Origin of the sequence: Ferrimonas sediminum (assembly GCF_900100175.1) — a bacterium.
Classification (GTDB): domain Bacteria; phylum Pseudomonadota; class Gammaproteobacteria; order Enterobacterales; family Shewanellaceae; genus Ferrimonas; species Ferrimonas sediminum.
Genome location: NZ_FNEM01000006.1, coordinates 1 through 26,348, shown reverse-complemented (window position 1 = coordinate 26,348; position 26,348 = coordinate 1). Strand labels below are relative to the sequence as shown.

Genomic DNA, 26,348 nt, shown 5'->3' with positions numbered 1-26,348 from the left:
ACTGTTTCCTCTTTATTTACTGAGGTATGCTGATGGTTTATTCGAACGATACTGAGCGGCGCAATGCCAATTCCGGCCCGTTTCCATCGGCCTGAAGCAATGAGGAAAGATCATGTCGACACAGAAGAACACCATCTTCTACCTGGATCTGCTACGCTGTCTGGCCGCCGTCGCCGTCGTCATCATCCACGTACTCGGACCCTGGCGTCACCTGTATGGATTGGCCCCGGAAACCGAGTGGTTGGCAGCCAGCAGTTACAACGCCGTTACCCGTTGGGCCGTACCGATATTCATGATGATAACCGGCGCGTTGCTGCTGTCAGACAGCCGCCCCTTTAATTGCCGCTACTACCTGACCCGTCGCCTTTCCAAAGTCGCCATCCCCTTTATTGGCTGGACGCTGATCTATTCCTTGGTACCGACGTTTTTTTCAGAAACATTTGATATTCAACCATTTATTGAAAATGTGACCGCCTCTCCCGATGAACCGGTTTGGTATCATTTGTGGTTTTTTTATGATTTTATTCCGCTCTATTTTGTGATTCCGCTTTTAGCACCGATGCTGGCTGCCATGGGAAAAGAGCGAGTCAGACTGGTCATCGCTGGCTGGTTGTTATTGACCTTAATGCACTGGCTAAAAGTAGAAACGCCACTTCGGCAGAATATAATTCTCTACAGCGGCTATCTCATTCTCGGGTGGTATTTATTTCACAACGATAATAATAACAGCCGTAAATGGTGGATTTTAGCAGGACTCACTGCCATGGTGGTCAACGTGTTTGGCAGCTGGTGGTTCAGCGAATTAAAACAAGGCTACAGCAGTTTCTTCATGGGATATAAATCCCTGAATACCGTGGCCATAGCCGGTATGATTTTTGTTCTTGCACAAAAATGGGCCGATAACATCAATGTGACAACCCGTCAGATGATATCGTTAGTCTCCAAGTACAGCCTGGGCATCTACCTCATTCATCCGTTGCTGTTAATCCCGGTACGCCAGATAGGCAATGGCTTTTACCAATGGTTTGGCAGCAACTGGCTGGCAATACCAGCCTTGTCACTACTGACATTAATCTGTGCGTTGCTGGTAACCATGGTACTGGCCCGAATTCCGTTACTAAAACGGCTGGTTCCCTGAACTATCGCACTTGAGCATCGACCTGCGTCGGTGCTCAAGTAACGGATAAAAAAGAGTTTTTCAAAATCATAGAGGGAGGGGAGCAACAGAGCGGTACGATCTGAATTCAATAGATCGTTATCAAGTTATTGGATTAATTATTCAAGTTAGAGGTTCTGGGTCGATAAGCCGCAAACGGGTTTATACGTAGCGCCCCTGCTCTATCTCTGTTTCCCGCACGTCAAAAGCTCGACAAATCGACGCTTCTTCTTCGCTATTGGCTGCGTCACGCTCCAGCTTTTCAGTCATTAATTCCAGAGTTGCTAAAGTTCTTGCTTTGCGCAACTTATAGAGATAATCAAGCTCATCGCTATTTAACTGTTCTAATCTAATTCTCATTTTTCCTACTTCAACAACGCGGGATAAGGGGTATCCCATTGACAGTGACAAAGTACCTTTTAAGTATATCACCAAATTTCTCAAGTCACCTAGGTTTAATATGAACCTTGCTCAAGACTGCCTGATTGGTGTGCCTTCGGCATCCACCTGTGACTGAAATCTGAGCAAATGCAACAACTTCATTGAACCTGTGTAACTCGTCGTTGTCCCACCACTCACAGTCGCTTTTCAGGTCACAAAACGGGCACTTAAGTCCGCTGCCAGGGCCCCAACCTGCCAAGGGGTGATCCTGTTCAAATTAAACCCTTGGGGCTATTCGCTATCATAACCCGGTCGACCCAAGGTTGATCAGCTGGAGAATACATGAGCACTACGTTAATCGCCTATTCCACCGATAAAGGCCAAACCCTAAAAATCTGCAAACAAATTCAGGCACAACTGGAGAAGAAGGGCGAAATCGTTACCTTACATAACCTGGCTGAACCTGACCTGGACCTGATGCCATTCGATAAGATTTTGATCGGTGCCAGCATCAAACACGGTAAGCATTCCCATCAGGTGTTTCAGTTCATTAAAAAACACCAAGATGTACTGGAGCAGAAACCGGCGGGGTTCTTCTCGGTCAGCCTGGTAGCCAGAAAACCGGGTAAAGACAGCCCGCAAACCAACCCCTATATGCAGGCATTCCTGAAGCGCATCGCCTGGGTGCCGGACTTCATGGAGGTGTTTGGCGGCATGATTGACTACCAGAGGTACAACTTCCTGGATAAGCACATCATCCGGCTTATCATGCGGATTACCAAGGGACCCACCGATCTCAGCAGCTGCATTGAGTACACCGATTGGGACAAGGTAGATCGCTTCTCCCGGCAAGTGGCAAACTACTAGCACTCCCTGGTGCTGACAAGGATAGATGATGTCGCAACTGTTTGAACGCCTTCACGTTATGTTGGCACTGCTGGCAATCTGGCTGTTTATCACCGCCGATCAGGTGCATCTGGCCAACCGAATCCACGTCAATGCGGGATTTTGGGACTACAACCATATTGTGCTGGGAAGCATCACGGCCCTGTTAAGCCTGTGCTTCCTGTATAAATGCTGCCGATTAGGGCAATGGCGACTGTATTTCGGCTGGTGTATTGGCCAGATCTCCCCCATAGTCAACGATTTACGCCAGCTTAAAAATAAGCAACTGCCCGCTGCGGGAGCCCCGGGCCTGCTGACGTTCATTGAGGGTTTCGGCCTGATTCTGATGGTACTGGTAGGACTGAGCGGCTGTGGCTGGCTGATGTCCCAGGGAGGTTCCATGGCCATGACATTGCGCGACTGTCATATCGATCTGGCCGGGGCGTTGTTCTGGTACCTCATTGTTCACGCCATCGCCTCTTTCAGCCATTTCCTAGAGATGCTGCGCTGATTGAACAGTTGACAATGCCTGGTTGAGATCCAGGCATTTGACCCTTTCATGCCAAAATTGATAGTTATGCAACATAGTTGTCAGCCCACATCGTAATCCGCTCCCTAATGCCGCACAAAAAACAACCAGAGCTGGTATTCACCCACTCTAACACTAAGAAATATAGGCTTAAAATACATGCAGTTAATTGTTAATTGAACTTGATTTAACCATTAAGGTGAAGAAAAATGCAAACTCATCAATATATAATGCACTGTCAACCAATTTGGTAAGAAAAACCTCAACAAAAGTGGCCTTTTTTACGTTTTAAATTCTTACAGTTTTGCTATCATCGCGTTCCAATTTACAGGAGCCGTTGAACGTGAACCAAACTCAAGATTTCAAACTGATCGCCATTGAAGGCAACATTGGCGTAGGCAAATCCACCCTACTCCCGAAACTGGCTGACCGGTTAAGCAATCTTGATGACAGGCCTTGGCGATTGATCATCGAAGAGGTGGACACAGACCCCGAATTTCAGCGACTGCTTAAGGCATTCACCAATGATCCGTCGCAGCGAATCAATTTCCAGCGCTACATCACCAACAAGCGCGCGGAAACCTGCCAAGACCTGGATCCCGGCTTTAACTACATCATCGAACGTTCTCTGTTTTCCGATCTGGTCTTTTGCCAGGCGAACCTGGCTGAAGCCTGCCGCCCGGATGGCAAAGATCTGGATTACTACTACGACATTCAGGATAAGTTGGAAGACTACCCGCAGGTCAGCGCCGTGGTGTACCTGAAGTCCGACCCTATCGTCTCCTATGAGCGTATGCTGAGCCGTGGGCGCGATGCTGAAGTGGGCACCCCACAAAGCTACATCCAGTTGATTTCTGACTGCCACAATACGTTTCTGCCGCACATCTGCGACAAGTACAATACGCACCTGTTGACCGTCGACTGGACCCACTTCGGCTGCCCGGACGGTCTGGCCGAACAGGTGATTGACGTGTGCCAGGTATTAAACGCCGGTTAGAATGCATTTTCTAAGATAGTCGCGTTTACTGGGGGTGTTGACCGTTTAAGTCAATCCTTCCCGATAAAATTCAGCCGCTTTATTTCAAGCGGCTTTTTTTATGCCTGGCGACTGACCACCAGTTTAAGTTGATGCGCCTTTCCGGGCGCCAGGGTGATACCTTCGCTTCCCAGCGCCGCCGTCTCGACGCACAGCATGGACCCGGACGTAGTCGCATCCATGTCTTTGGGGAGCCGGGTTCCCGGATGCCACACCACCACCGAGTCCATGCCGGCCTGGTCGAGTAAAATGCTGTGCTGGGCTGCCGCCATCACCACCTGGGGCGCGGCTCCAGGGTAGATGCGATCCAGCGGAGGGCTTACTTGTAAGGGGCCGGTGTCGATGACACTTTGCCCGTTGAGCTTATCCCGATAGCGGCCACCAACCCCATATACGGTGGTTTTGCTCACGTCGCCGACATTAAAGTAGCTGTGCAAGGCCGTTGAAAACCGCCACGGATGGTGGTCACAGTTGTGGCCGGTGAGCGACAGCTCCAGCTGGTGACCGATGGTGACATCCAGTTGCAACTCAAACGCAAACGGCCAGTAATCCGGACTGACATCATCGTCAGAAAGAAACAGCGACAAGGTAGTGCCGCGACTGGTGTCAGAGACCGCATCCAGCTGCCACAACTGGGTCCGGGCAAAACCATGGGCCGGCGCCCCGGAAAGCTTGGGATTTCGCCCAAACCAGGGCCAGCAGATGGGGATGCCCCCTCGTATGGGACAAGTTTGATCCAGGCGAGCCAGATTGCTGACCCACAACCACTCACTGCCACCGCAGGGGCGGTAACTGAGTAACTGAGCGCCAAATAAGCTGATGATGGCATCGGCAAACGAGTTACGAACCACCAACACTGGCAGCCCCCCCTTAAGGAAGGCCCGGGAAACCGAGTCGGTAATAAACTGCTCCGAGACCGGGTGTAGCGCTGCTTGCATGGGTACCTCTTCAATGCAGCCTATGCACTGAGGATAGACCCAGTCTCCTCATCCCGCTAAGGCTCACTCCCTACGGGAAACCGGGGCGCTGTTATCCACAACGCCGGTCAATGAAGCCGTCAACCCTTTGATGGTGGTCACCTGGTGGGCCAGCTTCGCTCCTTGCTCGGCCACCTGTTCGGCGACCTGGCTGGTGTCTACCACTCCAGACGACACTTCGGCACTGGCGGTATACAACTCCTCCACCGCCTGGGCCTGATGCTTAAAGATGTCCGTAAGCTGGCTCACCTCTTGCTGTGTAGTGCTCACCTGGGCAATGATGCCGGAGATCTCCGAGGTGGTTGACTGCATCACCTGCTGCCCATGATTCACCTCTTTGCGGCCCTCCTCCAAAATGGTGCGAATCTCCAGGGCGGCGCCATTGCTCTTGGCCGACAACTCACGCACCTGCTCTGCCACCACCGCAAAGCCCCTGCCCTGCTCGCCGGCCCGGGCCGCTTCGATGGCGGCATTCAATGCCAGCAAATTGGTCTGCTCGGCCACCGAGGTGATCAGATCCGCGACGCTGGTGATCTTTTCATTGGCGGTGAGGATGCGATCGATGGCGCCAGTGGACGCCTGCAAGCTGGAGGAGCTGCGCTGGGCCTGTTGGTTGATGGTGTCGCTGTGGTGCTGCAGATCAGAGACGAACTGATCGGAGCGATTCATGTCTTCGGTAAGTTGCTGCAGTTGGGCAGTCATCTGTTCAGAGGCGCAGGACTGACCGCTGCAGTTATTATTGAGGGTATCCACATGCTGGTGCAGGGAGTGCGACTGGCCATCCAGATCCGCCGCCAGCTCCATCAGCTGATTGACGTTCAGTCGTACCTGTTGCATCACCTCATTCAACTGCTGCTGCCCCTGCCGGGCCTGCTCCGCCGCCGCCGCCATCTCCAGTTGCGCCTGCTCAGAGTCGGCCAGCGCTTTGCGGCGTAATCTGGCCGTAAAGCCCTGAGCCGTGGCAATCACCAGCAGCGGTACCACCACACCGGAGATCATCTCAATGGCCTGTGCCCGTCCGGACAGCGCCATCTCCGGGAACGCTGCGCCCTCCAGGAAAGCCAACACCATCGCCAGGGTGGTACCGCCAATCATCAGCGACCAGAGGGACGCCATCAGCGTCGAGGCACACAGGTAAAACGCGATGATCATCACCGGCACCCACAGGCTCTGGCTGGAGCCGATAAAACCACCGGTCTGGTAGATCATATTGAGGCAATGCAAGCTCATGCCGAAAAAGCCCAGATTCAGGGCCAGCACCGGCGCACGCAAAAAGCGGATGGTTAGCCCTGCCGCCAACTCCACGATGATCAGCAGTATCGACGTCTGAGTCAAAACCTCATGGCCATTGCTGGACCATTTTACGAGGCTGTACACACCAGTTAGAAAAGAGAGAAACAGGAAAAAAAGTGCGGTATCAACGTAGCGGGTTTGTTCATTGGTCCATTGAGCGTCCTGAGGTTGAAAGCAGTGACGCCACAGCGTTACAGGGTTCATGATGTTTTTCCTTGTCAGTCTGTTCCCCCACCTCCTCAGAGTAATCAAATCGGAATCAAAGAAATAGAGTAAAAACTCTATTCATATTCATCCGTTGATAAAACTTCTTCGTTGATCACACTTTGGTCACTCGCCATTTTATTACCCCGAACCAGGACCACAAAAAAGCGGGCCTCAGCCCGCTTGATGTAATGCCTACCTTAGCCCTTAAAGGCGATAACTCAAGGTCAGCATGATTAAGTGAGCGTTATAGTTCTGGCTCAGTTGACCCAGGCTAGTCAGGCCGGTAACGCCCTGACCGGGGTAGTTTTCCACTGGAACCTCGGCATAATCGCTGTCCTGATAGCGCTCATACTGATAACGCAGGCCCACGGAGGCAGCGGCGCTGATAGCGTAGCCGGCGTTCAACGATACACTGTGACTGTCGGACTCATAGTCGTCGTCAAAGGGTTGACCACTGGTATCGACGTCACTGCCGGAGTAGCTGTACTGATAATCCATGGACAGCTGAATGCCCTGCTCCTGCAGGCCGGTATAGGCCACAGACACGCCGGCATAGCCGAATTCATCGTGGTTCTCGGCTGCCCAGGTAGCATAGCTGCCGCTGTCACTGCCCAGCTGCTGGTTATCAATCCACTGCATGCCGCCAAAGGCGGTGACCGACACGCTGGACAGCGCCTGCCAGTGGCCGCTGAGATCCCAGCCGTAGTCCTCTGACTCAGTCAGTCCAATCTCGGTATCGCTGTAATCATCCAGCGCGTAATAGGTGCTGAAATCCAATGACACGCTGTCCAGTGGCGTGTGGCTGATCTCCAGCTCCAGCTTGGTGCGGTCACGATCCGCCAGATAGTATTTGCGCATCAGCTCATTGCTCTCAGTCGAGGTGGCCGCCCCGGCCTGATAGCGGGAACCGTCACGCTGACCAAAGCTGGCTTTCACCCGCATGTCCCAACGAGCAGCAGCAGACCAGTGGTAACGGGCCCAGGCGGTGACTTCATCGGTCTCCTCACGGTCTCCGGCACTGCGCTCGGTCTGCTTGTAATCCACACCACCGGTGAGCTTGTGGCCGGACGCCAAACGGTAATCCGCAGACACTTTGTAGGTGCCGTAGCTCCGATCAACCGCCTGAGTCTGTTCCACGGTACCGCTGAGGGTATCAAAGCGAAGCTGGTCAAACTGATACAGGGTAGACGCGTTGTCACGGTCGTTGTAGATCATCGATGCCCGCAGCGTCGACTTAGAGGACAAACGGCTTACCAGTGCCAACTGGCCGTCCAGGGTGTCCACCTGCAGATCTGCCGCCGTCACCCCAGTCGGTACGCCGGTGAGAGTGACCAGGTCCTGATCCTGAGTCTGTCGGCCGCTGGCCAGCCGACCACTCAACTGGGTAGCCCCGAGGCGATAACGCCCCTTAAGGTAGACAGAGTAAGCCTGATTGTCCGGAGCCCCGGCTTGAGCCGGCTGAGCGGCCCCTTCGAGGGACAGGCTATCGATGTCGTTGTCGTACCAGCTGCCTTTGACGCCGGCTTCCGCCAGCCAGTCGCCACCGCTCACATGCACGGCTGCCGTCAGATTCTGAGTGGTGCTGTCGATGGGCGCCACAATGTTCTGAGCTTCAACACCGCCGTTGCTGATGCTGCTGCGCTGACTGCCTTTACGCGATTCGCTGGTCATCGACAGGTAACTGCCCCAGTGACTGCCCATGTATTTGGCGTCAAAACCCAGCTGCTGCCGCTCTTTATCCAGTTGCTGCTGTACCGGCTCTCCCTGTCGCACCAGCGTATTGCCGCTGGCGAGCAGATCACTGTGGGCGGTGGTTGAATCAACCTGGTATTTTTGATCCAGGCTGGCACCCACTTTCCATTGACCCGCCCGGCCGGCAGTCACCGCCAGATCGCCGCGCTTGCTGCCCAGCTCCTTGGCCTCGACGCTGGTGCGCAAGCCGGAGTCACTGCGGTGCAGCAAGTCCGCGTCCACCGACGCCGCAAAGCCGTCCTCGTACCCCAGGGCGTTGGCGGCATGGTCGTCGCTGCTGATTGCATTGCCCAGGCCTACGGCTACGCTGCCTTGAATACTGTCACTGCTGACGCACTTCTTACACGCCCATGCGTCGGTTTTGGCCTTGCTGGTGTTGGCTGCTGGCACACCAAAATCGAAGGCGTTCGCCTGGCCACACAGGGCCAGCAGAGTGGCTGCCACTACACTGATTTGAGTTTTCATTCTGGTTCTCCCTTAAAACTGAAACGCCTGACCGGACGGATGGTTCGAGCCGTGGATCTGGCTATGACAGTTCAGGCACCCCTGGCCAGCAGTTTGAATGCTGCCATTGCCACCGGGAACGGTGCTTGGGTGATTAGACTCGGCGTGGCACTGTTTGCACAGCATCGGCACCCGGGTCTTGAGCATCTGCTCATTGACACTGCCGTGGGCATCGTGACAATTGGCGCAGTTTTCCATCACCGGCGCGTGCTCCCACAGGAACGGGCCGCGCTTGTCGGCATGGCAGGTGTAACAGGTGTCATTGAGCATCGGTTCATTCAGTGCCGACTCCGCCATCGAGCCATGAGGGTTGTGGCAATCGCTGCAGCTCATCTCATCCCACTTAATAGGGTGAGCCGAACGTTTGTGGCTGTCTGCCTTCACCTTGGTGTGACACTGTTGGCAAGTGTCGTTCTGACCGCTGCGACTGAGCACAGGGTCTTTGGCGATGTGCACCTGGTGACAATCGGTGCAGGCCACCTCTTCCGAGACGTGCGCCGATCCATGCCAGTCCATACGCTGGCTGTCGTCGTGACACCCCATGCACACGCTGTTCTGCATGTCGGCGGTTAACGGCGAGTCTTCACCAAACGTCAGCATGGGCTCATTCTTGCCCCGGTGCTTACCCTGAGGCCCGTGGCAGGCTTCACACTGCAGTCCGGCCATGGGGCCGGCGACGGTGTTGGGATCGCCATGCACACCATCAAAAATGGCGTCCACACCCTCGGTTTTGCGATGGCACATCATGCAGCCATCGGCCCCTTTTTTGGAGTATTTCCCCTGTTCAAATTTCTGTTGCAGTTGCAACAGCACGTCCTGTTGCTGAGCCTGGGCCGCGCCAGCGGTTCCCAATGCCACCAGTATCATCGCTCCAAAAGCGGTCACTGTTTTCATCATCATCTCTGCCAAGCTGTTTTTATCGAAATTAAGGCGATTGAACATCATCGATCCCGCCGCCCATTGCCCAAGACGGTAATGGGTTGAAGGCGTAAATACTCTGGGGCTTTTCACAGTGATCGCGGTTTTGCCAACGGGCTAACATAATTTTTGGGGCCGTTGAGACCCGAATGCGACCATAGATAGATATGCACTAGCAAGCGACAGGAGTTTGAACTAGTTAACTGATCTTGAAGAAATTATTATCGTAGACTCATATCTGACAATGACGATATAGTCATTCGCACACTCAAGAGGAGAAGCCTGTGGCCTGGGTTTGCAACAACTGTAATGTTCTTATCGACGACGACGCGTTTTCCCAATGCTGGCACTGCTGCTCCGCCCGCAGCCTCGATACCGGATTGCCCGACGTAGCCACCCAACCTTTATGCCTGCGCTGCGATGTTCCCCTGCAAGCACTGCCCATCACCCCATCGCCGGCATTGCAGACGCTGCTGCTGGCCCTGAGCCTGAAGCAGCCGTTGCAGCTGTATGCCTGTCGCCGCTGCGGCAAAGTGGAGCAGTTCTTATCGGAAGCGGATCGCGATAACCTGGTCGTCACCGGCGATTAATCACCGTGAATGGCCTCGGCCAGCAACCTCGCTGCCAACGGGATGCTGGGGCCGGCCTGCTTAGTCACGGCCGAATCGATGTAACGCACCTGATCCAGACGCACCGCATCCACCTTGTCGGCCTGCTCTCTGGCCCGAACCTCTGCCACCGTGGTGGTGCCACTGCCCGCCTGGGGGCCGTCAAAAACCGGTCCGCCGGCATTGGGCCACAACGGCATCAACATCACCTGTGGATTGGCCACCACCACCTCATTCCAGTTTACCGCCGGGGCGATGCCCGGCCGGTCACCAAACACAGGTTCGCCGCCCACCATCCGTATCAACTCGGTCATGTAGGAGTCGGCACCCGGCACGCACTTGTACAGATAGTTAATCTCGTAATAAACACTGACTCGTGGCTGGTGGGCGTACTGACGTGCAATCCCGGCCAATTCCGATTGAATCTGCTCTACCATAGCGTCGGCCGCCTTGGGCACGTCCAGAGCCTGCCCCAGGGCCTGAATCTTTAAATAGACCTCCTCCAGACTGCGCTCCTGCATGTGGATGACCCGCACCCCCTGTTGCTGCAAACTCTGCTGCAATCTCTGCTGCAAACCGGTTGCGGTGAGCACCAGATCCGGTTTCAGCGCCAGTACCGCCGCCACATCGATGTCGGTGAAACCCCCTACCACCGCCAGTTCGCCGCGCGCGACTCGCTGGGGAATGCTGTCAGGGAAACGAGCATAGCGAGTCACGCCCACCAGACTGTCCTCCTGCCCCAGTTCGGCCACCGTATGGCTCCAGTTTGGAGCCAGAGACACCACCCTAAGCTGTGCCCACACACTGGCCGGCGCCACCAGCACCAGCAATAACAACAGGCGTACGCGCCATCGACAAACAGACATATCAGGCTCCTAGTTTTCCAAGCGTCAGCATACTCCGCCAGTGCCGGTCGCCGCAGCGTTGAAGCAGTAAAGTCAGAGCCATTGCACAGTTCCGGCAACCGACCCAAAACTCTGTTAAAACCCACAGTGATTGCATAACAAAAGGCCCGGACAATGAGCCATTGAATTGCATTTAGGTAAAAGGGCATCCCGTTGAACACCCTGATACATGCCCAGGCTTTGAGCAAACGCTACGGCGAAAAATTGGCAGTGGACCACATCGATCTGGCCATCGAACAAGGCAGCTGCTTCGGACTACTGGGACCTAATGGCGCGGGTAAATCCACCACCCTGGAGATGCTGGAAGGCATCACCCCGCCAGACTCCGGCACCATCCTGTTTAATGGCCAGCCCTTAAGTCGTTCATACCAACACGCCATTGGCATTCAGTTTCAATCCACCGCCCTGCCCGACTATCTGAGCGTGAGGGACTGTCTGAAACTGTTTGCCAGCTTCTACCCCAAGCCGGTACCGCTGGAGCCACTGCTCGAGCAGTGCCAGCTTACCGAGGTGGCGGATCAGTTGCATTTCCACCTGTCCGGAGGCCAGCGCCAGCGGCTGCTACTGGCCATGAGTCTGGTCAATGACCCTCAATTGCTGTTTCTCGATGAGCCCACCACCGGACTGGATCCCAATGCCCGTCAAGCGTTTTGGGCCCTGCTGCAGAAAGTCAAAGCCCAGGGCAAAACCATCCTGATGACCACCCACTACATGGAGGAAGCGGAGCAACTGTGTGACCGCATCGCCATCATGGATAGGGGCCAAATCATCGCCGAACAGAGCCCGATGACGTTGATCGAGGATCACTTCTTTCCTCATCTGGTGTCCCTGCCGTCGGACCGCCGATTGCCGGATCCGCCAGCAGCAGAAATTCGAGTTCATCGCCAGGGGCCGCAGCTGTTACTGGAGTGCCGGGACACCGACGGAGTGCTGAAATGGCTCAGTGGCGCCGGCGTGTCGCTGCAGGGACTCAACATCCGCCAGCCCAATCTGGAAGACCTTTTCTTGAAACTTACCGGGAGCACGTTGCAGTCATGAACGCCCTGCTTGCACTGATTCACGCACGAAACCTGGAGTTTGGACGGGACAAGTCCGCCCTTGGCTGGTCGCTGCTGTTTCCTCTGGTGTTGGTCATCGCCCTGACTTTGGTGTTTGATGACGACGACAAACCGCTGTACCAGATCGGCATCGTCGGCCCACAAAGCGCCGTCTCTGCGTTGCGGGATCTTCGCCACATCGAACTGATCCCCTACGCCGACAGTGCGCTGGCCAAACACAAGGTGGCCCGCCATCTGGTGGATCTGGCCATCGAAGGCGATCGCTACTGGGTCAACCCCGATTCGGCCCGGGGCTACATCGTGGAGCAGCTGTTGCTGGCCCGGGCACCAAATTTGACCAAGCAGACGATACAAGGCCAAGCCGTTCGTCATGTGGAGTGGTTGCTACCCGGCATCATCGGCATGAACATGATGTTTTCCGCCCTCTACGGCGTTGGCTACGTGGTAGTGCGTTATCGGCGCACCGGCGTCCTTCGGCGCATGCAGGTCACGCCACTTAAGCCGTGGCAGTTTCTGACGTCGCAATTACTGAGCCGACTGGGCACCATCGTCGCCACCTCGGCGGTGGTGTTTACTCTGGTGTGCCTGCTGTTCTCGATTCCCATCGTCGGCAATCCGCTACTGCTGTTGCTTACCACCACACTGGGATCGGCGGCGATGATCAGCCTCGGCTTGCTGGTCGCCAGCAAAACCCGGTCCGAGGAGTTTAGCAACGGCATGCTCAACCTGTTCTCCTGGCCGATGATGCTGCTGTCCGGGATCTGGTTCAGCCTCGAGGGCAGTCAGCCCTGGGTGCGGACCCTGGCCGACCTGCTGCCACTGACCCACATGAATGACGCCAACCGGGCGGTGATCATCGACGGCGCCGGCCTCGGCGCCATCGCGCACCACCTTTGGCCCCTGGCCCTCTTTACTCTGTTGGCAATGGCGCTGGCCAGCTGGCGCTTTCGCTGGAACTGAGCCAGGCGGATAGCCGGCTCAAGGATCGGGAGAGCCGGACTCTCCCGACGTTGTTCCGTCCAACCTGAGAATTCTCACGTAGAAACGGGTTCATCACTGACATTCCGCGCCCTCTCCCACTCCCCCGCCGCCCATTGACGCCGTCGCTGCCGGTGATAGCTTGGACACAGCCGACAATAACAACCAATTAAAAGTGAAAAGAATTTTCGCATGAACCAGCCCGGATCCGCTTACTTATTCCACCCCATTGTCCCCCATCGGGGATCGGATTTTCCCGACCTTATATCGGGGCAACTGACCGCTACCACAGCGTACTGCACCACACCATCAACCACCGCATGAGAGCCAGTATGAAAACCGCCCTGATCCATGCCGCGAAAGAGAGTGCCAGCCTGGTATTGATGGTGGTCATCGGCCTGGGAATCGGCCACTGCTGGAGCGGCAGCTTAAAAAGCGTCAGCGGCTCAAGTTGTAACCGGCGAACCAGAGGGATTGGCCGCTCTGCGGCCTGATGCTCCCCCGCCCCGCCCCTTTTTAGACACAACTGGAAAGTCACATCAAGGAAGCCGGAGCGGTTTACCCGGTCTCAGGCCGGCCCTGGCGTCTCGGCGTCGATTACGACTGCTGGTTCAGCTGAATAAAAGTGTCACGGATCAAATCGATCATCTTGCGCGTCTTCTCCGGCAAGAAGGTGCGGGAGGAGTAGATCAGGCTCAGCCCCATCTCCATGGCCAAACGATCGCCAAACAGGCGCTCCAGTTGAAACTCCGGTTGAGTGCGCCTGACAAACACCTCCGGCAGCAATCCAATGCCCATACCCTGAGCCGTCAGTTGCTGGACGATATGGAGATCATCCGAGCGCAGACGAAAACTCAAGTCCTGCTGCAATACGGCGGCGATATGTCGGCTGGCGATCAGCGAATGCTGCTTCAACTCGCCTTCGTCCTGAGGACGGCCGTGCTTACTCAGATACGCCGGCGACGCAGCCCAGCAGCAGGGAAACGGCAGCAAGGTCTGGCGGACGTAATCCAGGTTGATCACCTCCGACTCTGACGGCAGCAACTGAATGTCGATGTTCTGCCGCTGCAGATCAACACTGTGCTGGTGATAAAACACCTCCAGATTGACCCGGGGAAACCTCTCAATATACTGCTGCATCATAGAGATAAAGGTCGGCGATGACGCCACCGCCGCCGGCACCGCCAGTCTCAGCGGCCCCTCCATCTGCATTCGGCGCTGCTGCAACCGGCTCATGGCAGTATTGAGGGTGTTCAGCGACGCCTGCGTCTGGTCAAACAGCATACGGCCATTTTCGGTCAGCTCGATGTGGCGGGTGGTGCGGATCAGCAACTGACACCCCAGCGCTTTTTCCAGCTCCTGCAATCGACGACTGACCCGTGAGCGTGGCATTCCGGCGGCTTTGGCCGCGGCGCTGATCCCCTGATGCCGAACCGTCATCACAAACAGGTTGAGATCATCGAGCTGAGTCATCATTGTCTCTCTATTAGGTCATATAGGTGCCATTATGCCCCCTATATGAAACCAATAACAATCTCTATACTTGCCCTCCATTTATCGAACCGGACCCGTTATGCCTACCCTGGATGCCGTTTTTAAACGCTGGACTTTCAGCCTGATCGCCCTGTTTATTGTTGTTGCCCTGTATGTGGTCATCGCCGATCGCTTTGCACCGGTCACCACCGAAGGCCGGGTTCAGGGCCGGGTGGTCCAGCTGGCAACGGAGGTATCGGCCACCGTCACCGCCGTGTACGTTAGCAACAACGATCGTGTCGACGCCGGTCAGTTACTGTTCTCTCTCGATAATCGCCGCTTCAAACTGGCGCTGGACCAGGCCAGGCTGGCCCTGCATCAGGCCCGGGAACAGCAGCAGGTGCTGATGGCTCAGATTCAAGCGGCACAGGCACAACTGGCCAGCAGCCAGGCCAATTTTGAGCACGCCTCAAAAGAGTACAATCGCGCCCGAAAGATGGGCGAGCAACAGTTGGTTTCGCAATCAGTGCTGGATCAAAACCGGACCGCGGTTCTGGCTGCCGAAGCAGATCGAAACATGGCCAAGCAACAACTAAAAACCCTTGAAGTACAACTGGTTAACGGAAGCACCTCTGCGGTGGCCCTGGCCGAAAATGCGCTCAAGCAATCACAGCTAAATCTCAGCTACACCGAGATTCGCGCACCGGAGGCCGGTACCGTTTCCAACCTGCAACTGGTCACCGGCAGCTACGCCAACGCCCATCAGCCCCTGCTCTCCTTTGTGCCCGCCGACTCACTGTGGATCAGTGCCGATTTTCGGGAGAAAGCCCTGGCCATGATGACCACAGATTCCAAGGCTCTAGTGGCCTACGATGCGCTTCCCGGAGAGGTGTTTGCCATCTCCATCGGCACTCGCGACATGGGCGTAGCCCAGGCGCAGCAAACCGCCAATGGCACCCTGGCTAGCATTCAGGTCAGTAACCGATGGGTACGAGATTCACAACGGGTTCGCCTCAACCTGACTCCAAACCGCTCTCTGCCCGATCAGCTGTTCATCGGCTCCCGTGCGTCCGTTACCCTCTACCCGGAAGAGAACAGCCTCTGGAGCACCCTGGCCCGACTGCAGATCTCGCTGATCAGCCTGTTGCATTTCATCTACTGATGGCCGCTTCAATGCTAAAGCGGCTGTGGCTTGGCGCCAGCCTGGCGTTTGCTCTATGCACCATAACCAGTTGGAGCTATGGTGCCATGTTCACCCCCCTGTTCTCGCTGGTACTGCTGTCAAGGCTGAACCAGTGGAGTGGCCTGGCGGCCCGGCAACTGCAGCAGTCCATCCTCATTGCCTGTCTGATCGCCAACCTGATCCTGGGGTTTCTGCAGCCTTTCCCAATGTTGATGCTGACCGCCGTCGCCCTGTGGATGGCAGTCAACTGCATCGCCATGACCCACCCGGGTAGCTACCTATTCGGCTTTGCCAATCTGGCGGTGGGATCGATTCTGCTCAATGTCGGCAGCTTCGACAGTTTCGACCTTCTGGATTTCAGTCTGGATCTGATGGCCTCGGCCGTTGCCGCTGCCGCCATCACCGCGCTGATGTTTCTGCTGTTTCCCGGCCAGAGCGCGACATCCGCATCGGCCGGCAATCCGCCCCCCCCTTCGGTACTGCTGCATAACCTGAAACTGTGCTGGTGGATGGTGATGCTGCTATTTGGCGCGTTTCAACTGCTGGATCTCAGTGACACCCTATCGGCCCAGGGGGCCGCCATTTTACTGCTGACCCCCATGAGCCTAAATGGCAGCGCAATCGCCACCCGGGCGCGCATTGTCGGAACCGTCATCGGCTGCAGTGCAGCGTTGTCCCTGCAACTGCTGCTGTTTTCCTACATCGACAACTTTACCCTGTACCTGCTGGGCTTTAGCCTGTTTTTAGGCCCATTCGCCTACTGGGTCTGCCAGGGCGGCGAGCGCAGCGCCATAGGGTTTGCCGGTATCTCATCACTGGTGGTATTGATGTCCGGTGTGGTCCCAGGCCAGAAAGATCTGTTTTTTTCCACCCTGTATCGGTTTAGCTCAACCCTGTCACTGGTCGTCATTACCGCCTTGCTGTTTGCCCTCATTCACCAGCTCTGGCCCCAGAAACCTAACCTGGCGAGTGCTCAGTAGCCGGAGGGCTCCCCTTTCACCCGGGGGGCTGCCTGGCGCCGCCCCCCCCTCCCTTTCGACAGGCCATATTGAATAAAAATTCACCAAACGGTCGCTCCGCGCTTATGATGCCGCCCGCTTGGCCGGCCATTAGCCATAAAGCAAAACAACCCCCGTAACCCAGCCACACAAAGCTTGATGCAAGTCACAAAATCGCCACAAAATGTAAACGCCAAGTTATCAGTGCGCTCAATCCCTACCGCCACTAAAGATTAATTATTCAAAAAAAGCGCATAAGTATTGACTGGAAAATTCTCTCTGTTTATAGTCCGTGTCAATGACGTTTTTCGATACAGAGAGTGCCCCATGAAAAAGACCCTGGCCGCCCTGAGCCTGACCCTGATCGCCCTCACCGGCTGCAATAAAAAAGAGGACGTACTGGTGGTCGGCACCAACGCCGCCTTCCCTCCGTTTGAATATATCGGTGGCGCCAGTGGCGATGAAATCAAAGGTTTCGATATCGACATCGTCAAACAGATTGCCGAGGACAGCGGCAAAACCCTCAAAGTTGAAAACATGAAGTTCGATTCGCTGATTGTGGCGCTGAACTCCGGCAAGATCGATATGATCGCCGCTGGCATGACCATCACCCCCGAACGTCAGGCCAGCGTTGCGTTCTCCGATCCCTACTACGAAGCCACCCAGGTGGTGATCACCCAAAAGCAGGACGACCAGATCCACTCTGTCGATGATCTCAAGGGTAAGCACTTTGCCGTGCAGCTGGGATCCACCGGCGACATCATGGCCAAAACCTTTACCGAGCAGGTCACCGCCTTTAATACCGGTTTTGAAGCCATGATGGAGCTGAAAAACGGCAAGGTCGATCTGGTGCTGTTCGACAGCGAACCTGCGGCCAATCACCTGCAGAAAAACCCCAACCTGAAACTGCAAAAACTGAACTTTGATCCTGAGTACTATGGTCTGGCCGTGTCCAAGGACAATCCGGAACTGCTCAAGCAGGTCAACGCCAGCCTCGACGCCATGAAAAGCAACGGCAGCTACGACGCTCTGATCACCAAGTACATGAAGTAGCGCCATGCAAGCAGTCATTGATTCCCTGTTTACGCCCATCGGTAACGATGGGCTGATCGGCGGCCTGCTGATCCTCAACGGCCTGAAAGTGACCCTGATGGTGACCTTTTTCGCCATCATTCTCGGCGCCATTCTCGGGGTCGGAACCACCCTGATGAAGATGTCCGGCAAATGGTATCTGACCTGGCCGGCCAACCTGTACGTCGGCATTATTCGGGGTACCCCGGTGGTGATTCAGCTGGTGATCCTGTACTTCATCGTACTGTCATCACTGGACGTGGATAAGATCAGCGCCGCCATCATCGCTTTCGGCCTCAACAGCGGCGCCTACATCTCTGAAATTATTCGCGCCGGGATTCAAGCGGTGGACAAAGGCCAGATGGAAGCCGCCCGTTCACTGGGGCTGTCCCATGGCCAGACCATGAAAGCCGTGATTCTGCCACAGGCGCTGAAGAACATTCTGCCGGCATTGGGGAATGAGTTTATCGTGCTGTTGAAGGAAACCGCGGTCATCGGCTTTATCGGCGGAGTGGATCTGATGCGGGCCGGTGAGATCATCCGCAGCCGCACCTTTGAAGACGTGGTACCGCTGTTTACCTGTGCCCTTATCTACCTGATTCTGACCTATACCTTCACCTTTATGTTGTCCCGGTTCGAAAAGAGGCTCAAACAAAGTGATTAAAATAAGCAACCTGCATAAGAGCTACGGCGATGTCGAGGTATTAAAGGGGATCAGTGAGCACATCAAGGCCGGCGAAGTGGTCAGTGTGATCGGCCCCAGTGGCAGCGGCAAGAGCACCTTTTTGCGCTGCATCAACCTACTGGAGCAACCCAGCAGTGGCGACATCGTCATCGAGGGTGAATCGATCACCGCCCCGGGAGCCTGCGTGGATAAGCTGCGTCAGAACGTCGGCATGGTGTTTCAGAACTTCAATCTGTTTCCCCACAAAACCGTGCGCCAGAACATCACCCTGGCACCGGTGAAACTGGGGGTCATGAGTCAATCCCAGGCCGATGGTTATGCGGTTGAGTTACTGACGCTGGTGGGACTGGCCGATAAGGCCGACGTCTACCCCTCCAGCCTCTCTGGCGGCCAGAAGCAGCGGGTGGCCATCGCCCGGGCACTGGCGATGAAACCAGACATGATGTTGTTTGATGAGCCCACCTCCGCCCTGGATCCAGAGATGGTGGGCGACGTACTGGACGTGATGAAATCACTGGCCGAACAGGGGATGACCATGGTCATCGTCACTCACGAGATGGGTTTCGCCCGCGAGGTCTCCGATCGGGTGGTCTTTATCGACGGGGGTGAAATTGTTGAGAGCAGCGAACCTAAAGCGCTGTTCGACCAGCCGCAACACCCCAGAACCCAAGCTTTTTTAAGCAAGGTGCTGCGTTAATCGGTCTCACTCCCCTGGCACAACGCCAGGGGAGTCAGTCAGCCGCGACGAATCGCTTGCTGCAAAAACGCGCCAAGAGCGTCGTTGACAAACCCCGGGTTCTCCAGGGTTGAGATGTGCCCGGCATGGGGGATCTCTTTCAGCACACTGGCGGTGATCTCGTCCTGCATCAGATAACTCTCCAGCACCGAGCGGGCTTTATCCTGCTGCCCGGTGAGAATCAACACCGGCAGGGTTAGTTTCGGCAACTGGTCGATCAGATCCCGGCGGCCGAAAATCATTCTGCCCATGGCCACCACGCCCTCCACCCGCTCGGGCGCCAACCCCAATAATACGGCTTTAAAACCGTCAGCCAGCCCGGGATTGGCCTGCTTGACATCATTGGCAAAAAACAGCGGCACAATCTGCTCCGCCATCGGGGCTGGCACGCCGCCGGTTTGCTCAATCATTCTCAACATGCCGAAGTACTTCTGGTGGGTCACCTCCGGTTCCAAGCCGACAAAAGTGTTCATCAACACCAGCGCCTGAACCCGGGCCGGGGCTTTCAGGGCCAACTCGGTGCCCCACATGCCGCCCACCGACAACCCCACTACCGTAAACTCCTCGATCTGCAGAGCGTCCATCAACGCCAGCATGGTATCCGCCACCCCGGCCAGGTTACGACAGCCGGCGGGGCGAGGACCGGATTGACCATGATCCCAGAGATCCGGAACGATGCAGCGGTAATGTTGACTGAGCACCTCTACCTGCGGAGCCCACATGGCGCTGTCCCACAAGTAGCTGTGGCCAAACAGCAGCACCGGCCCCTGGCCGACGTCCAAATAGGCCAGCCTGCTGCCCTGAATCTCTATGTTATGCATCGTTTTTATCCTGTCGAAAGCAAAATATGACACTAAAGCCATCACTCTACCCCATTTACAGAATCCACTTCATCACCTGAATGAAGCAGTTACACAACCTTAGCTCGTTAAAGGGTCAGCGCTGCAGCCTAGGGAGACTGTTCTGACCACAGTGCCACCCGAAACGGCAGTAGCTCCATTCGCATCACCGCTTCGCTGACCGCAGGATCCGCCAGCATCAACGCCCGGGCCTGCGCCTCATTGGTGACCTTTAGAATCACCAGCCCCTGTGCCCGTTCGTCGGTCACCAGGGTTCGCCCCGCCATCAGCACGCTTCCCTGTTCGGTCAACTCAGCCAGGTAACGAAAGTGCGCGTCGATGGCAGCCGACTCCTGGGGCGTCGGGCCCTGGGCTAACATGTCATCACGGGTTGGAGACAATCGGCATAAAAACTGTTCCATGATGGGTTTACACTCCCTAAATTTGCGGCCATTGTGCCTATTTCATCAGCTTAGCGGCCCGAGCGTGTCAACAACAGCGTAATTTTGTTCAAAAGCCATCGACAACTTTTCACTATGGAAGTCCCCCTCCATCAGCGGCCTTATGGCGAACAAGGAACAAGGCGCCCGGTCGCTACGCCAAGAAGATGGGAAAAGCGCGGGCCCAAAAGTGAAACTTTGCTCTGCGACCGGCGCAATTCTGCGCTGGATCCTGCCCTTTGCGCGGCTCTGTGACCCCTCTTATAGAAATGGCACTTGGTCTGGGCGCTCGGTCAAAACGCGCCTTTGTTCTCACATCATTTTCAATCACTTGAGTAACCTAACCCCATGACTTACACACTTTTGCGACCCCGCAAAAGCCGGTAAGGCGAACAGGTTGGTCCGCAAACCGGCCATCGCCCTGCCCTGCAAACGGAGAATCTCGTGGTGAAAAAACCCAACATTGGTAACCGCATCGTAATCGGCATCTGCACCATGCTGGTGGTGGTGATGTCGGTGGTGATTCCGCTGGTGCTGTCCCAGTTGTCCAAGGTGATCGATAGCGCCGAAGAACGGGAGTTAACCAAACTGTACGAAACCGCCAGCGCCCAGATCGATGCCTCCGGTAAGCTGGCCGAAGCCCTGGCCACTGTGGTAGCACAAACGCCAGAGATTCAGTCGGCCTTTGCCAATCGCGATCGCGACCGCCTGCTCAGTCGCACGCTGCCGGTGTTCGGCAAGATGAAATCCGACTTTGCCGTGCGCCAGTTTCAGTTTCATACCGCCCCCGCCACCTCGTTCCTGAGGGTGCACAAACCGGCAAAGTTTGGCGATGACCTGTCCTCTTTCCGCAAAACCGTAGTCCGGACCAACCGCGATCAGCAACCGATTCGCGGTCTGGAAAAAGGGGTCGCGGGCATCGGTATCCGTGGTGTGGTGCCCGTGGCATACCAACAGCAGCCCATCGGCTCGGTGGAGTTTGGCATCTCTTTTGGCCAGGCTTTTTTCGATGAATTCAAGCAGGCGTATCAGGTAGAGATTGCCCTGTACACGCAAAAAGACCAGCAATTTACCGCCTTTGGCTCAACCCTGGATGGCCAGATACTGTCGTCACCCGAAGTGCTGCAACAGGCCATTTCCGGCAAACCGAGTACCGAACAGGTGCTGCTCGACGACCAGCCTTACGCCGTTTACCGTCATGCGGTCAACGACTTCTCCGGGCGCCCCATCGGCGTGCTGGAGATAGCCATGGATCGCAGCCACAATGCTGCGGCCCTGGCCGACGTTCGCAACCGGGTGCTGCTGACCGGACTGATGGCGCTGATTTTCGGGGCCGGCATCGCCTGGGGCATTGGCCGGGGGATCTCCCGCCCCATCATCGAAACCACGCAAACCATGAACAACATCGCCGAGGGCGATGGCGATCTGACCCTTCGCCTGGACGACTCCGGCAGCGACGAACTGGCAGATCTGGCCCGCGCCTTCAACCACTTTGCCATAAAAGTGCACCACACCATCTCGCAAGTAGCCGGTGCCAGTGATCAGTTGGCCGGCTCTGCCGAACAGATGGCGTCGATCACCGATGGCGCCAGAGTGGGAATGGAGCGCCAGCAACAGGAGACCGAGCAAGCGGCCACGGCCATGAACCAGATGAGCGCCACGGTGCAGGAGGTAGCCCAGAACGCCACTCTGGCCGCCGATGCCGCCCAAAAGGCCAATGACTCCACCGCCGAGGGCAAACGGGTGGTGGATGCGGTATCAGGTTCCATCAACCAGCTGGCACAGGAGATTGAACAGGCCTCGCAGGTGATCAGCCAGCTGGAAACCGAAACCAGCCACATCGACAGCGTACTTGAGGTGATACGTAACATCGCCGATCAGACCAACCTGCTGGCCCTCAATGCCGCCATTGAAGCGGCCCGGGCCGGAGAACAAGGGCGAGGGTTTGCGGTGGTCGCCGATGAGGTTCGCACCCTGGCCAGTCGAACCCAGGCCTCGACCCAGGAGATTCAGCAGATGATTGAACAACTGCAGGCCGGGTCCGCCAAGGCAGTCAACGTCATGCAGCGCAGCAAATCCACCACCGCAGCCTGCGTGGACCAGGCCGGCAATGCCGATGTGGCCCTCGATGGCATCAATCAGGCGGTCAATCACATCACGGAGATGAACATGCAGATTGCCAGCGCCGCCAACGAGCAATCGGCGGTATCGGCTGAAATCAACCAGAACGTCAACAACATCAATGATATTGTTGCCGAAACCACAGAAGGTGCAGCCCAGGCCGCCGCCTCCGGGGAGCACCTGGCCCAGCTGTCGGTTCAGCTGCAACATCAGATCGGTCAGTTCAAACTCTGAGCCACCGGCCCACCGCTTCGGCGGTGGGTCATCGCCCTCTGGCCCCCCCTGCTTCAGCCGAAACGACAGGGTCTCAGCCACCACGAAAAACCAGGTGCACGTCAAACTCTTCCCATATTAATCAGTCTAATACGCAAAGTTTGCAGGCAGGAGCAAAATGGAAAAGGAAGGCGGTCGCTACCGGTTGATGACAAACCCGACCGTTTTACCAGGCCGATGACCTCAAAGCCCGTTCCACCGTTAATCAAACAACCCTTTAGCCATATTGATGACCTTCTCTTGAAGAGCTTGCCTTAACGGCAAAGGTGCCTGGCTGGGGTGGCCGCAGGCAAACGGCGGCTGCGGAGCGTACTCCAACAACAACTCCATCGCCGCCCCTTCGGAGCGACCGCCAATCTCACCGATCAGGTACAGCGCAAAGTCCAGGCCGGCAGTAATGCCACCGCCGCTGATTCGATTGCGATCATGAACCAGGCGCCCGTCATCATGAATCACCTTGGGAAACCGCGTCAGCGCCTCGGAATAGGCCCAGTGCACCGTGGTTCGATAGCCGTCCAGCAGCCCGGTCTGCGCCAGAATGAGCGCTCCAGTACAGACAGAAGTAACGTACTTCGCTCTCTGCCCCAGTTTACGTAACACCGCCAGCACCAGTGGGTCCTGCATCTGCGTCTCGGGATTGGCGCCGCCGGGCACCAACAACACATCGATCTCAGGCAAGTTTGAAAAGCCGTATTGGGGCATCAACATGACTCCGGCATCACAGGCAAGCGGCTCTGTGGTCGCGGCAAAGGTAAACACGGTAAACGACTCGCTTAATGCCAACACCTGCAGCGGTGCGTAAGCGTCCATCATGGTCATTCCGGGGAACAGAAAAATGCCAACATTCATTGGGGTCGCCTTGGTAACGGCGCTGGAGCGGTCGAAGCAAGGGGTCATAATAAAATCCTGAGAGTAAAAGACCGGACCACTATGACAACCATGGCGCCATCTCAGCAGAGTCGAATCACCACTGGAGTGCCAAACGGAACCAATGACCGTAAAGGTTCCGGTTTAGTTGCTAAACCGGTCTGTGTGCTTGCCAGCCCCAGTAAGATCATTACTCTATCCATACTCCCAATTGGCAGGTCAGTTCATGGTCAGCACACCGAACCGAAGTAAGAAAAGAATCCTGACGGCATTTCAATCACTACTAGGCCAAAAAGATTACTGCGATATTACGGTCTCCGAAATCATCGACCAGGCCAATGTTGGCAAGACCACCTTCTACCGCCATTACGAGCGCAAGCTCGATCTGTTTGTGGCGCTGCACCAAGGCGTTTTTTCACGACTGTTGGAAGGCTATTCCGCGCCGGACCAATGGTTGGATAACCAACCCCCACCGTCGGTGGTGAATATACTAGACATCATCAACCGCGAAAGTGGCTTTAGACGCTCCATGCCCTACAAGTTGGGCAACGATTGGAACCAGGCACTAAGGTTGTTGAAAGGCAACCTGGCTAAGCAGATTGCAGTCAGACTGGCGGAGGCTTTCAAAGCACAGCGGTTTGATATTGAGATTACCGAACTCTCCGGTGCCCTTGCTGCTCTGATGATAGAGATAGTGGTCCAGGTCGTTGAAGGACCGAAGCTTGCATCGGCAAACGGTAAAGCCACGACCCTGCAACGCCTGATTCAGGCCCAGGTGCACGCCTCCATCACTCTTAGGTGCAAGCCTAACGGTACCGGGAACCCTTAGTCGGTCAGGACGGAGATAAAGATCCGTTCGGCATCCCACAACTCGATGATTTTCCTTGTTTTACTACGATTCCAAAAACACTTGCCGTACAGGATTAACCCCGCCCCCTCCAGGTCACGTCGATCGGTAATGCCAAAACGCGCCAGGATTGCCTTCTTATAGCGGGCAATGGGGATGCCCACATCGTCGCAGTCCGAGGGGTTCAGCCACTCCAGATCCGCATCGGTATGGGAGATGGTTCCCCAAAACATCTTGGGTTTTACGTCGGCAGCAGAGGCTTGCGGCTCGGCATCGGCAAAGTTCACAAACAGGTTTTTGGCTTTAAAGTTGAATCGGCCGTCCAGCTGAATCACCGTCTCCGACGTATCCAGGCCGCTGCCACGCATCAAACTGGCCAGAGCCTTGTCCATGCCGATACTGGCCGGTTTCGCTGATTTGTTTACCTTATCCGGGGAGGAGCCAGGGCGGGTGTCCGCCTTGGTGGCTGCGAGAGGCGTCACCGGCTCGGATCGGCCTTTGACCGCCACAGGGCTGAAATCAAAGCGAACCTCCTCACCTGCGAGCAAAAGCTGGCGTACCTCCTGAGCCTGCTGCAGTTCCCTGCTGCCCTGTTCCGAGGAACGCCCCTCGTCACAGCCGGCTATGTGGTAGCGGGAGCCAAAACAGGCCGCCTTGCCATCGATACTGGCACGGCGATAATACGCCTTGCCGGTGCAGTCGGGGTTCGGGCATTGTAAGTGCTGGCGTTTAAGCTCAATGACCGCCGGATCCAGCTTCTGAAAGTCAAAGATGTTGTAAGTACATACCTCACCGCCATGGGTACAGACCGCATCCAGCATGACCAACTCCTCGCACTGGTGTTAACTCGTTGATAGTAATACCCTCATACTATCAGAAGCGATGAAACATTCCCCTCCCCTTATCAAGACACCCACCTTAATCTCCCTACAAAGACACCCATGCTGAGTCCTTAAACAGTTAAACAGACACCCTTGTTTAGTCGCTTCCACTTCATCATGAAGGCACCTCATCGAGTCTGCCCGACTCCCCATCAGCTACACTGAACTCTTATCAGTTTCAAGGATGAGACTATGCCCACCGCCAGAAAACAGCTGGTATCGCTGCAAGATACCCCTTTCTATCACTGCGTCAGTCGTTGTGTGCGCCGCAGTTTCCTTTGCGGCGTCGATACCTACACCGGCATCAGCTATGAACACCGCCGCGACTGGGTCGAAAAACGATTGCTGGCGCTCAGCGACGCTTTTTCAATCGATATCTGCGCCTTTGCCGTGATGACCAACCATACCCATCTGGTGCTCCATGTGGATGCACCAAAGGCCAATGCCTGGAGTACCCTGGAAGTGCTCCATCGCTGGCACCGCGTGTTTGCCGGAACCGACCTGACCCGCCGCTATTGCGATGACGACCAGCGTGACAACCTGACCCAAGTTGAGCTGAACCAGGTGAAGCGCAAAGCGGAGCTGTACCGAACCCGACTGGCCGATTTAAGCTGGTTTATGCGCTCTCTCAACGAGTACATCGCCCGCGAAGCCAACAAAGAGGACGAGTGCACCGGCCGGTTCTGGGAGGGGCGGTTTAAATCTCAGGCACTACTGGATGAACAGGCCCTGCTTGCCTGCATGGCC

27 protein-coding genes are annotated in these 26,348 nt (G+C 55.9%); 16 read left to right on the top strand and 11 right to left on the bottom strand.

Going from position 1 to position 26,348, the window contains the following annotated elements:
• Window positions 1-112: 112 nt before the first annotated feature.
• Window positions 113-1,138 (top strand): acyltransferase, encoded by a 1,026-nt coding sequence (locus BLT77_RS08990; RefSeq protein WP_090364917.1) that lies wholly within the window; start codon window positions 113-115, stop codon window positions 1,136-1,138.
• Between the two features lie 180 nt (window positions 1,139-1,318).
• Here the strand turns inward: BLT77_RS08990 and BLT77_RS08985 are convergent, their stop codons facing one another.
• Window positions 1,319-1,516 carry a hypothetical protein gene (locus BLT77_RS08985; RefSeq protein ID WP_090364914.1) on the bottom strand — a complete coding sequence of 66 codons (198 nt, stop codon included), beginning with the start codon at window positions 1,514-1,516 and terminating at the stop codon, window positions 1,319-1,321.
• 363 nt (window positions 1,517-1,879) lie between these two features.
• On the opposite strand from BLT77_RS08985, the gene hemG reads away from it, so the two are divergent.
• From hemG to BLT77_RS08970, 3 genes are all read left to right on the top strand, one after another.
• Window positions 1,880-2,404: a menaquinone-dependent protoporphyrinogen IX dehydrogenase gene (gene hemG / locus BLT77_RS08980; RefSeq protein WP_090364913.1), complete on the top strand. Its 525-nt coding sequence runs from the start codon at window positions 1,880-1,882 to the stop codon at window positions 2,402-2,404.
• A gap of 25 nt (window positions 2,405-2,429) precedes the next feature.
• Entirely contained in the window at window positions 2,430-2,933 is a 504-nt protein-coding gene (locus BLT77_RS08975; protein WP_143026596.1) for a cytochrome b/b6 domain-containing protein, read from the top strand.
• Between the two features lie 361 nt (window positions 2,934-3,294).
• The gene (locus tag BLT77_RS08970) at window positions 3,295-3,948 is read left to right on the top strand and encodes a deoxynucleoside kinase (RefSeq protein ID WP_090364907.1); all 654 of its coding nucleotides are present in this window, start codon (window positions 3,295-3,297) and stop codon (window positions 3,946-3,948) included.
• Between the two features lie 98 nt (window positions 3,949-4,046).
• Here BLT77_RS08970 and BLT77_RS08965 read toward each other — a convergent pair whose 3' ends face one another.
• The 4 genes from BLT77_RS08965 to BLT77_RS08950 all read right to left on the bottom strand — a co-directional run bounded on the left by BLT77_RS08965 (window position 4,047) and on the right by BLT77_RS08950 (window position 9,662).
• Window positions 4,047-4,925 (bottom strand): D-hexose-6-phosphate mutarotase, encoded by an 879-nt coding sequence (locus BLT77_RS08965; protein ID WP_090364904.1) that lies wholly within the window; start codon window positions 4,923-4,925, stop codon window positions 4,047-4,049.
• A gap of 63 nt (window positions 4,926-4,988) precedes the next feature.
• The gene (locus tag BLT77_RS08960) at window positions 4,989-6,461 is read right to left on the bottom strand and encodes a methyl-accepting chemotaxis protein (protein ID WP_090364902.1); all 1,473 of its coding nucleotides are present in this window, start codon (window positions 6,459-6,461) and stop codon (window positions 4,989-4,991) included.
• 207 nt (window positions 6,462-6,668) lie between these two features.
• On the bottom strand, window positions 6,669-8,681 hold the full coding sequence (locus BLT77_RS08955) for an MtrB/PioB family decaheme-associated outer membrane protein (RefSeq protein ID WP_090364899.1): 2,013 nt from the start codon (window positions 8,679-8,681) through the stop codon (window positions 6,669-6,671).
• Window positions 8,682-8,693: 12 nt separating this feature from the next.
• Window positions 8,694-9,662 (bottom strand): DmsE family decaheme c-type cytochrome, encoded by a 969-nt coding sequence (locus BLT77_RS08950; protein WP_090365080.1) that lies wholly within the window; start codon window positions 9,660-9,662, stop codon window positions 8,694-8,696.
• Between the two features lie 260 nt (window positions 9,663-9,922).
• On the opposite strand from BLT77_RS08950, the gene BLT77_RS08945 reads away from it, so the two are divergent.
• Window positions 9,923-10,228, top strand: a complete 306-nt coding sequence (locus BLT77_RS08945; protein ID WP_090364896.1) for a hypothetical protein — start codon at window positions 9,923-9,925, stop codon at window positions 10,226-10,228.
• On the opposite strand, the gene BLT77_RS08940 is transcribed toward BLT77_RS08945, so the two are convergent.
• Entirely contained in the window at window positions 10,225-11,112 is an 888-nt protein-coding gene (locus tag BLT77_RS08940; RefSeq protein ID WP_090364891.1) for an ABC transporter substrate-binding protein, read from the bottom strand. The genes BLT77_RS08945 and BLT77_RS08940 overlap by 4 nt on opposite strands.
• Window positions 11,113-11,304: 192 nt before the next feature.
• Between BLT77_RS08940 and BLT77_RS08935 the strand changes: the two genes are divergently transcribed.
• From BLT77_RS08935 to BLT77_RS20265, 3 genes are all read left to right on the top strand, one after another.
• Complete coding sequence (locus tag BLT77_RS08935; RefSeq protein ID WP_090364889.1) at window positions 11,305-12,189, top strand: ABC transporter ATP-binding protein; 885 nt, start codon at window positions 11,305-11,307, stop codon at window positions 12,187-12,189.
• Window positions 12,186-13,169 (top strand): ABC transporter permease, encoded by a 984-nt coding sequence (locus tag BLT77_RS08930; protein ID WP_176819250.1) that lies wholly within the window; start codon window positions 12,186-12,188, stop codon window positions 13,167-13,169. Before BLT77_RS08935 ends, BLT77_RS08930 begins: the two co-directional genes overlap by 4 nt.
• A gap of 350 nt (window positions 13,170-13,519) precedes the next feature.
• Window positions 13,520-13,681 (top strand): hypothetical protein, encoded by a 162-nt coding sequence (locus tag BLT77_RS20265; protein ID WP_176819249.1) that lies wholly within the window; start codon window positions 13,520-13,522, stop codon window positions 13,679-13,681.
• Between the two features lie 103 nt (window positions 13,682-13,784).
• Here the strand turns inward: BLT77_RS20265 and BLT77_RS08925 are convergent, their stop codons facing one another.
• Window positions 13,785-14,663 (bottom strand): LysR family transcriptional regulator, encoded by an 879-nt coding sequence (locus tag BLT77_RS08925; RefSeq protein WP_218126919.1) that lies wholly within the window; start codon window positions 14,661-14,663, stop codon window positions 13,785-13,787.
• 97 nt (window positions 14,664-14,760) lie between these two features.
• On the opposite strand from BLT77_RS08925, the gene BLT77_RS08920 reads away from it, so the two are divergent.
• The 5 genes from BLT77_RS08920 to BLT77_RS08900 all read left to right on the top strand — a co-directional run bounded on the left by BLT77_RS08920 (window position 14,761) and on the right by BLT77_RS08900 (window position 19,294).
• Window positions 14,761-15,822 (top strand): HlyD family secretion protein, encoded by a 1,062-nt coding sequence (locus BLT77_RS08920; protein ID WP_090364884.1) that lies wholly within the window; start codon window positions 14,761-14,763, stop codon window positions 15,820-15,822.
• Window positions 15,822-16,823, top strand: a complete 1,002-nt coding sequence (locus BLT77_RS08915; protein ID WP_090364883.1) for a DUF2955 domain-containing protein — start codon at window positions 15,822-15,824, stop codon at window positions 16,821-16,823. The genes BLT77_RS08920 and BLT77_RS08915 overlap by 1 nt, the downstream gene beginning before the upstream one ends.
• A gap of 345 nt (window positions 16,824-17,168) precedes the next feature.
• Window positions 17,169-17,894 (top strand): basic amino acid ABC transporter substrate-binding protein, encoded by a 726-nt coding sequence (locus tag BLT77_RS08910; RefSeq protein WP_090364879.1) that lies wholly within the window; start codon window positions 17,169-17,171, stop codon window positions 17,892-17,894.
• Window positions 17,895-17,898: 4 nt separating this feature from the next.
• Window positions 17,899-18,576, top strand: a complete 678-nt coding sequence (locus BLT77_RS08905) for an amino acid ABC transporter permease (protein WP_090364877.1) — start codon at window positions 17,899-17,901, stop codon at window positions 18,574-18,576.
• Window positions 18,569-19,294 carry an amino acid ABC transporter ATP-binding protein gene (locus BLT77_RS08900; protein ID WP_090364876.1) on the top strand — a complete coding sequence of 242 codons (726 nt, stop codon included), beginning with the start codon at window positions 18,569-18,571 and terminating at the stop codon, window positions 19,292-19,294. The genes BLT77_RS08905 and BLT77_RS08900 overlap by 8 nt, the downstream gene beginning before the upstream one ends.
• A gap of 38 nt (window positions 19,295-19,332) precedes the next feature.
• Here the strand turns inward: BLT77_RS08900 and BLT77_RS08895 are convergent, their stop codons facing one another.
• Both BLT77_RS08895 and BLT77_RS08890 read right to left on the bottom strand, forming a co-directional pair.
• Window positions 19,333-20,154, bottom strand: coding sequence for an alpha/beta fold hydrolase (locus BLT77_RS08895; protein WP_090364874.1), 822 nt, complete (start codon window positions 20,152-20,154; stop codon window positions 19,333-19,335).
• Window positions 20,155-20,282: 128 nt separating this feature from the next.
• Window positions 20,283-20,594 carry a YciI family protein gene (locus tag BLT77_RS08890; protein ID WP_090364872.1) on the bottom strand — a complete coding sequence of 104 codons (312 nt, stop codon included), beginning with the start codon at window positions 20,592-20,594 and terminating at the stop codon, window positions 20,283-20,285.
• Window positions 20,595-21,059: 465 nt separating this feature from the next.
• Between BLT77_RS08890 and BLT77_RS08885 the strand changes: the two genes are divergently transcribed.
• Entirely contained in the window at window positions 21,060-22,967 is a 1,908-nt protein-coding gene (locus BLT77_RS08885) for a methyl-accepting chemotaxis protein (protein ID WP_483863927.1), read from the top strand.
• Window positions 22,968-23,207: 240 nt separating this feature from the next.
• Here BLT77_RS08885 and BLT77_RS08880 read toward each other — a convergent pair whose 3' ends face one another.
• Entirely contained in the window at window positions 23,208-23,903 is a 696-nt protein-coding gene (locus BLT77_RS08880) for a DJ-1/PfpI family protein (RefSeq protein ID WP_090364869.1), read from the bottom strand.
• Between the two features lie 196 nt (window positions 23,904-24,099).
• On the opposite strand from BLT77_RS08880, the gene BLT77_RS08875 reads away from it, so the two are divergent.
• Window positions 24,100-24,702 carry a TetR/AcrR family transcriptional regulator gene (locus BLT77_RS08875; RefSeq protein ID WP_090364867.1) on the top strand — a complete coding sequence of 201 codons (603 nt, stop codon included), beginning with the start codon at window positions 24,100-24,102 and terminating at the stop codon, window positions 24,700-24,702.
• Here BLT77_RS08875 and BLT77_RS08870 read toward each other — a convergent pair.
• Complete coding sequence (locus BLT77_RS08870; protein WP_090364866.1) at window positions 24,699-25,541, bottom strand: hypothetical protein; 843 nt, start codon at window positions 25,539-25,541, stop codon at window positions 24,699-24,701. The genes BLT77_RS08875 and BLT77_RS08870 overlap by 4 nt on opposite strands.
• 252 nt (window positions 25,542-25,793) lie before the next feature.
• Between BLT77_RS08870 and BLT77_RS08865 the strand changes: the two genes are divergently transcribed.
• On the top strand, window positions 25,794-26,348 hold a 555-nt coding region (locus BLT77_RS08865; protein ID WP_483863926.1), incomplete at its 3' end, for a transposase.

What these genes read in the sequence shown, in the direction of transcription:
- BLT77_RS08990 (WP_090364917.1), top strand. Translation starts at nt 113, where the DNA reads ATGTCGACACAGAAGAACACCATCTTCTACCTGGATCTGCTACGCTGT.
- BLT77_RS08985 (WP_090364914.1), bottom strand. Translation starts at nt 1,516, where the DNA reads ATGAGAATTAGATTAGAACAGTTAAATAGCGATGAGCTTGATTATCTC.
- hemG (WP_090364913.1), top strand. Translation starts at nt 1,880, where the DNA reads ATGAGCACTACGTTAATCGCCTATTCCACCGATAAAGGCCAAACCCTA.
- BLT77_RS08975 (WP_143026596.1), top strand. Translation starts at nt 2,430, where the DNA reads ATGATGTCGCAACTGTTTGAACGCCTTCACGTTATGTTGGCACTGCTG.
- BLT77_RS08965 (WP_090364904.1), bottom strand. Translation starts at nt 4,925, where the DNA reads ATGCAAGCAGCGCTACACCCGGTCTCGGAGCAGTTTATTACCGACTCG.
- BLT77_RS08960 (WP_090364902.1), bottom strand. Translation starts at nt 6,461, where the DNA reads ATGAACCCTGTAACGCTGTGGCGTCACTGCTTTCAACCTCAGGACGCT.
- BLT77_RS08955 (WP_090364899.1), bottom strand. Translation starts at nt 8,681, where the DNA reads ATGAAAACTCAAATCAGTGTAGTGGCAGCCACTCTGCTGGCCCTGTGT.
- BLT77_RS08950 (WP_090365080.1), bottom strand. Translation starts at nt 9,662, where the DNA reads ATGTTCAATCGCCTTAATTTCGATAAAAACAGCTTGGCAGAGATGATG.
- BLT77_RS08940 (WP_090364891.1), bottom strand. Translation starts at nt 11,112, where the DNA reads ATGTCTGTTTGTCGATGGCGCGTACGCCTGTTGTTATTGCTGGTGCTG.
- BLT77_RS08930 (WP_176819250.1), top strand. Translation starts at nt 12,186, where the DNA reads ATGAACGCCCTGCTTGCACTGATTCACGCACGAAACCTGGAGTTTGGA.
- BLT77_RS20265 (WP_176819249.1), top strand. Translation starts at nt 13,520, where the DNA reads ATGAAAACCGCCCTGATCCATGCCGCGAAAGAGAGTGCCAGCCTGGTA.
- BLT77_RS08925 (WP_218126919.1), bottom strand. Translation starts at nt 14,663, where the DNA reads ATGATGACTCAGCTCGATGATCTCAACCTGTTTGTGATGACGGTTCGG.
- BLT77_RS08920 (WP_090364884.1), top strand. Translation starts at nt 14,761, where the DNA reads ATGCCTACCCTGGATGCCGTTTTTAAACGCTGGACTTTCAGCCTGATC.
- BLT77_RS08915 (WP_090364883.1), top strand. Translation starts at nt 15,822, where the DNA reads ATGGCCGCTTCAATGCTAAAGCGGCTGTGGCTTGGCGCCAGCCTGGCG.
- BLT77_RS08910 (WP_090364879.1), top strand. Translation starts at nt 17,169, where the DNA reads ATGAAAAAGACCCTGGCCGCCCTGAGCCTGACCCTGATCGCCCTCACC.
- BLT77_RS08905 (WP_090364877.1), top strand. Translation starts at nt 17,899, where the DNA reads ATGCAAGCAGTCATTGATTCCCTGTTTACGCCCATCGGTAACGATGGG.
- BLT77_RS08895 (WP_090364874.1), bottom strand. Translation starts at nt 20,154, where the DNA reads ATGCATAACATAGAGATTCAGGGCAGCAGGCTGGCCTATTTGGACGTC.
- BLT77_RS08890 (WP_090364872.1), bottom strand. Translation starts at nt 20,594, where the DNA reads ATGGAACAGTTTTTATGCCGATTGTCTCCAACCCGTGATGACATGTTA.
- BLT77_RS08880 (WP_090364869.1), bottom strand. Translation starts at nt 23,903, where the DNA reads ATGACCCCTTGCTTCGACCGCTCCAGCGCCGTTACCAAGGCGACCCCA.
- BLT77_RS08875 (WP_090364867.1), top strand. Translation starts at nt 24,100, where the DNA reads ATGGTCAGCACACCGAACCGAAGTAAGAAAAGAATCCTGACGGCATTT.
- BLT77_RS08870 (WP_090364866.1), bottom strand. Translation starts at nt 25,541, where the DNA reads ATGCTGGATGCGGTCTGTACCCATGGCGGTGAGGTATGTACTTACAAC.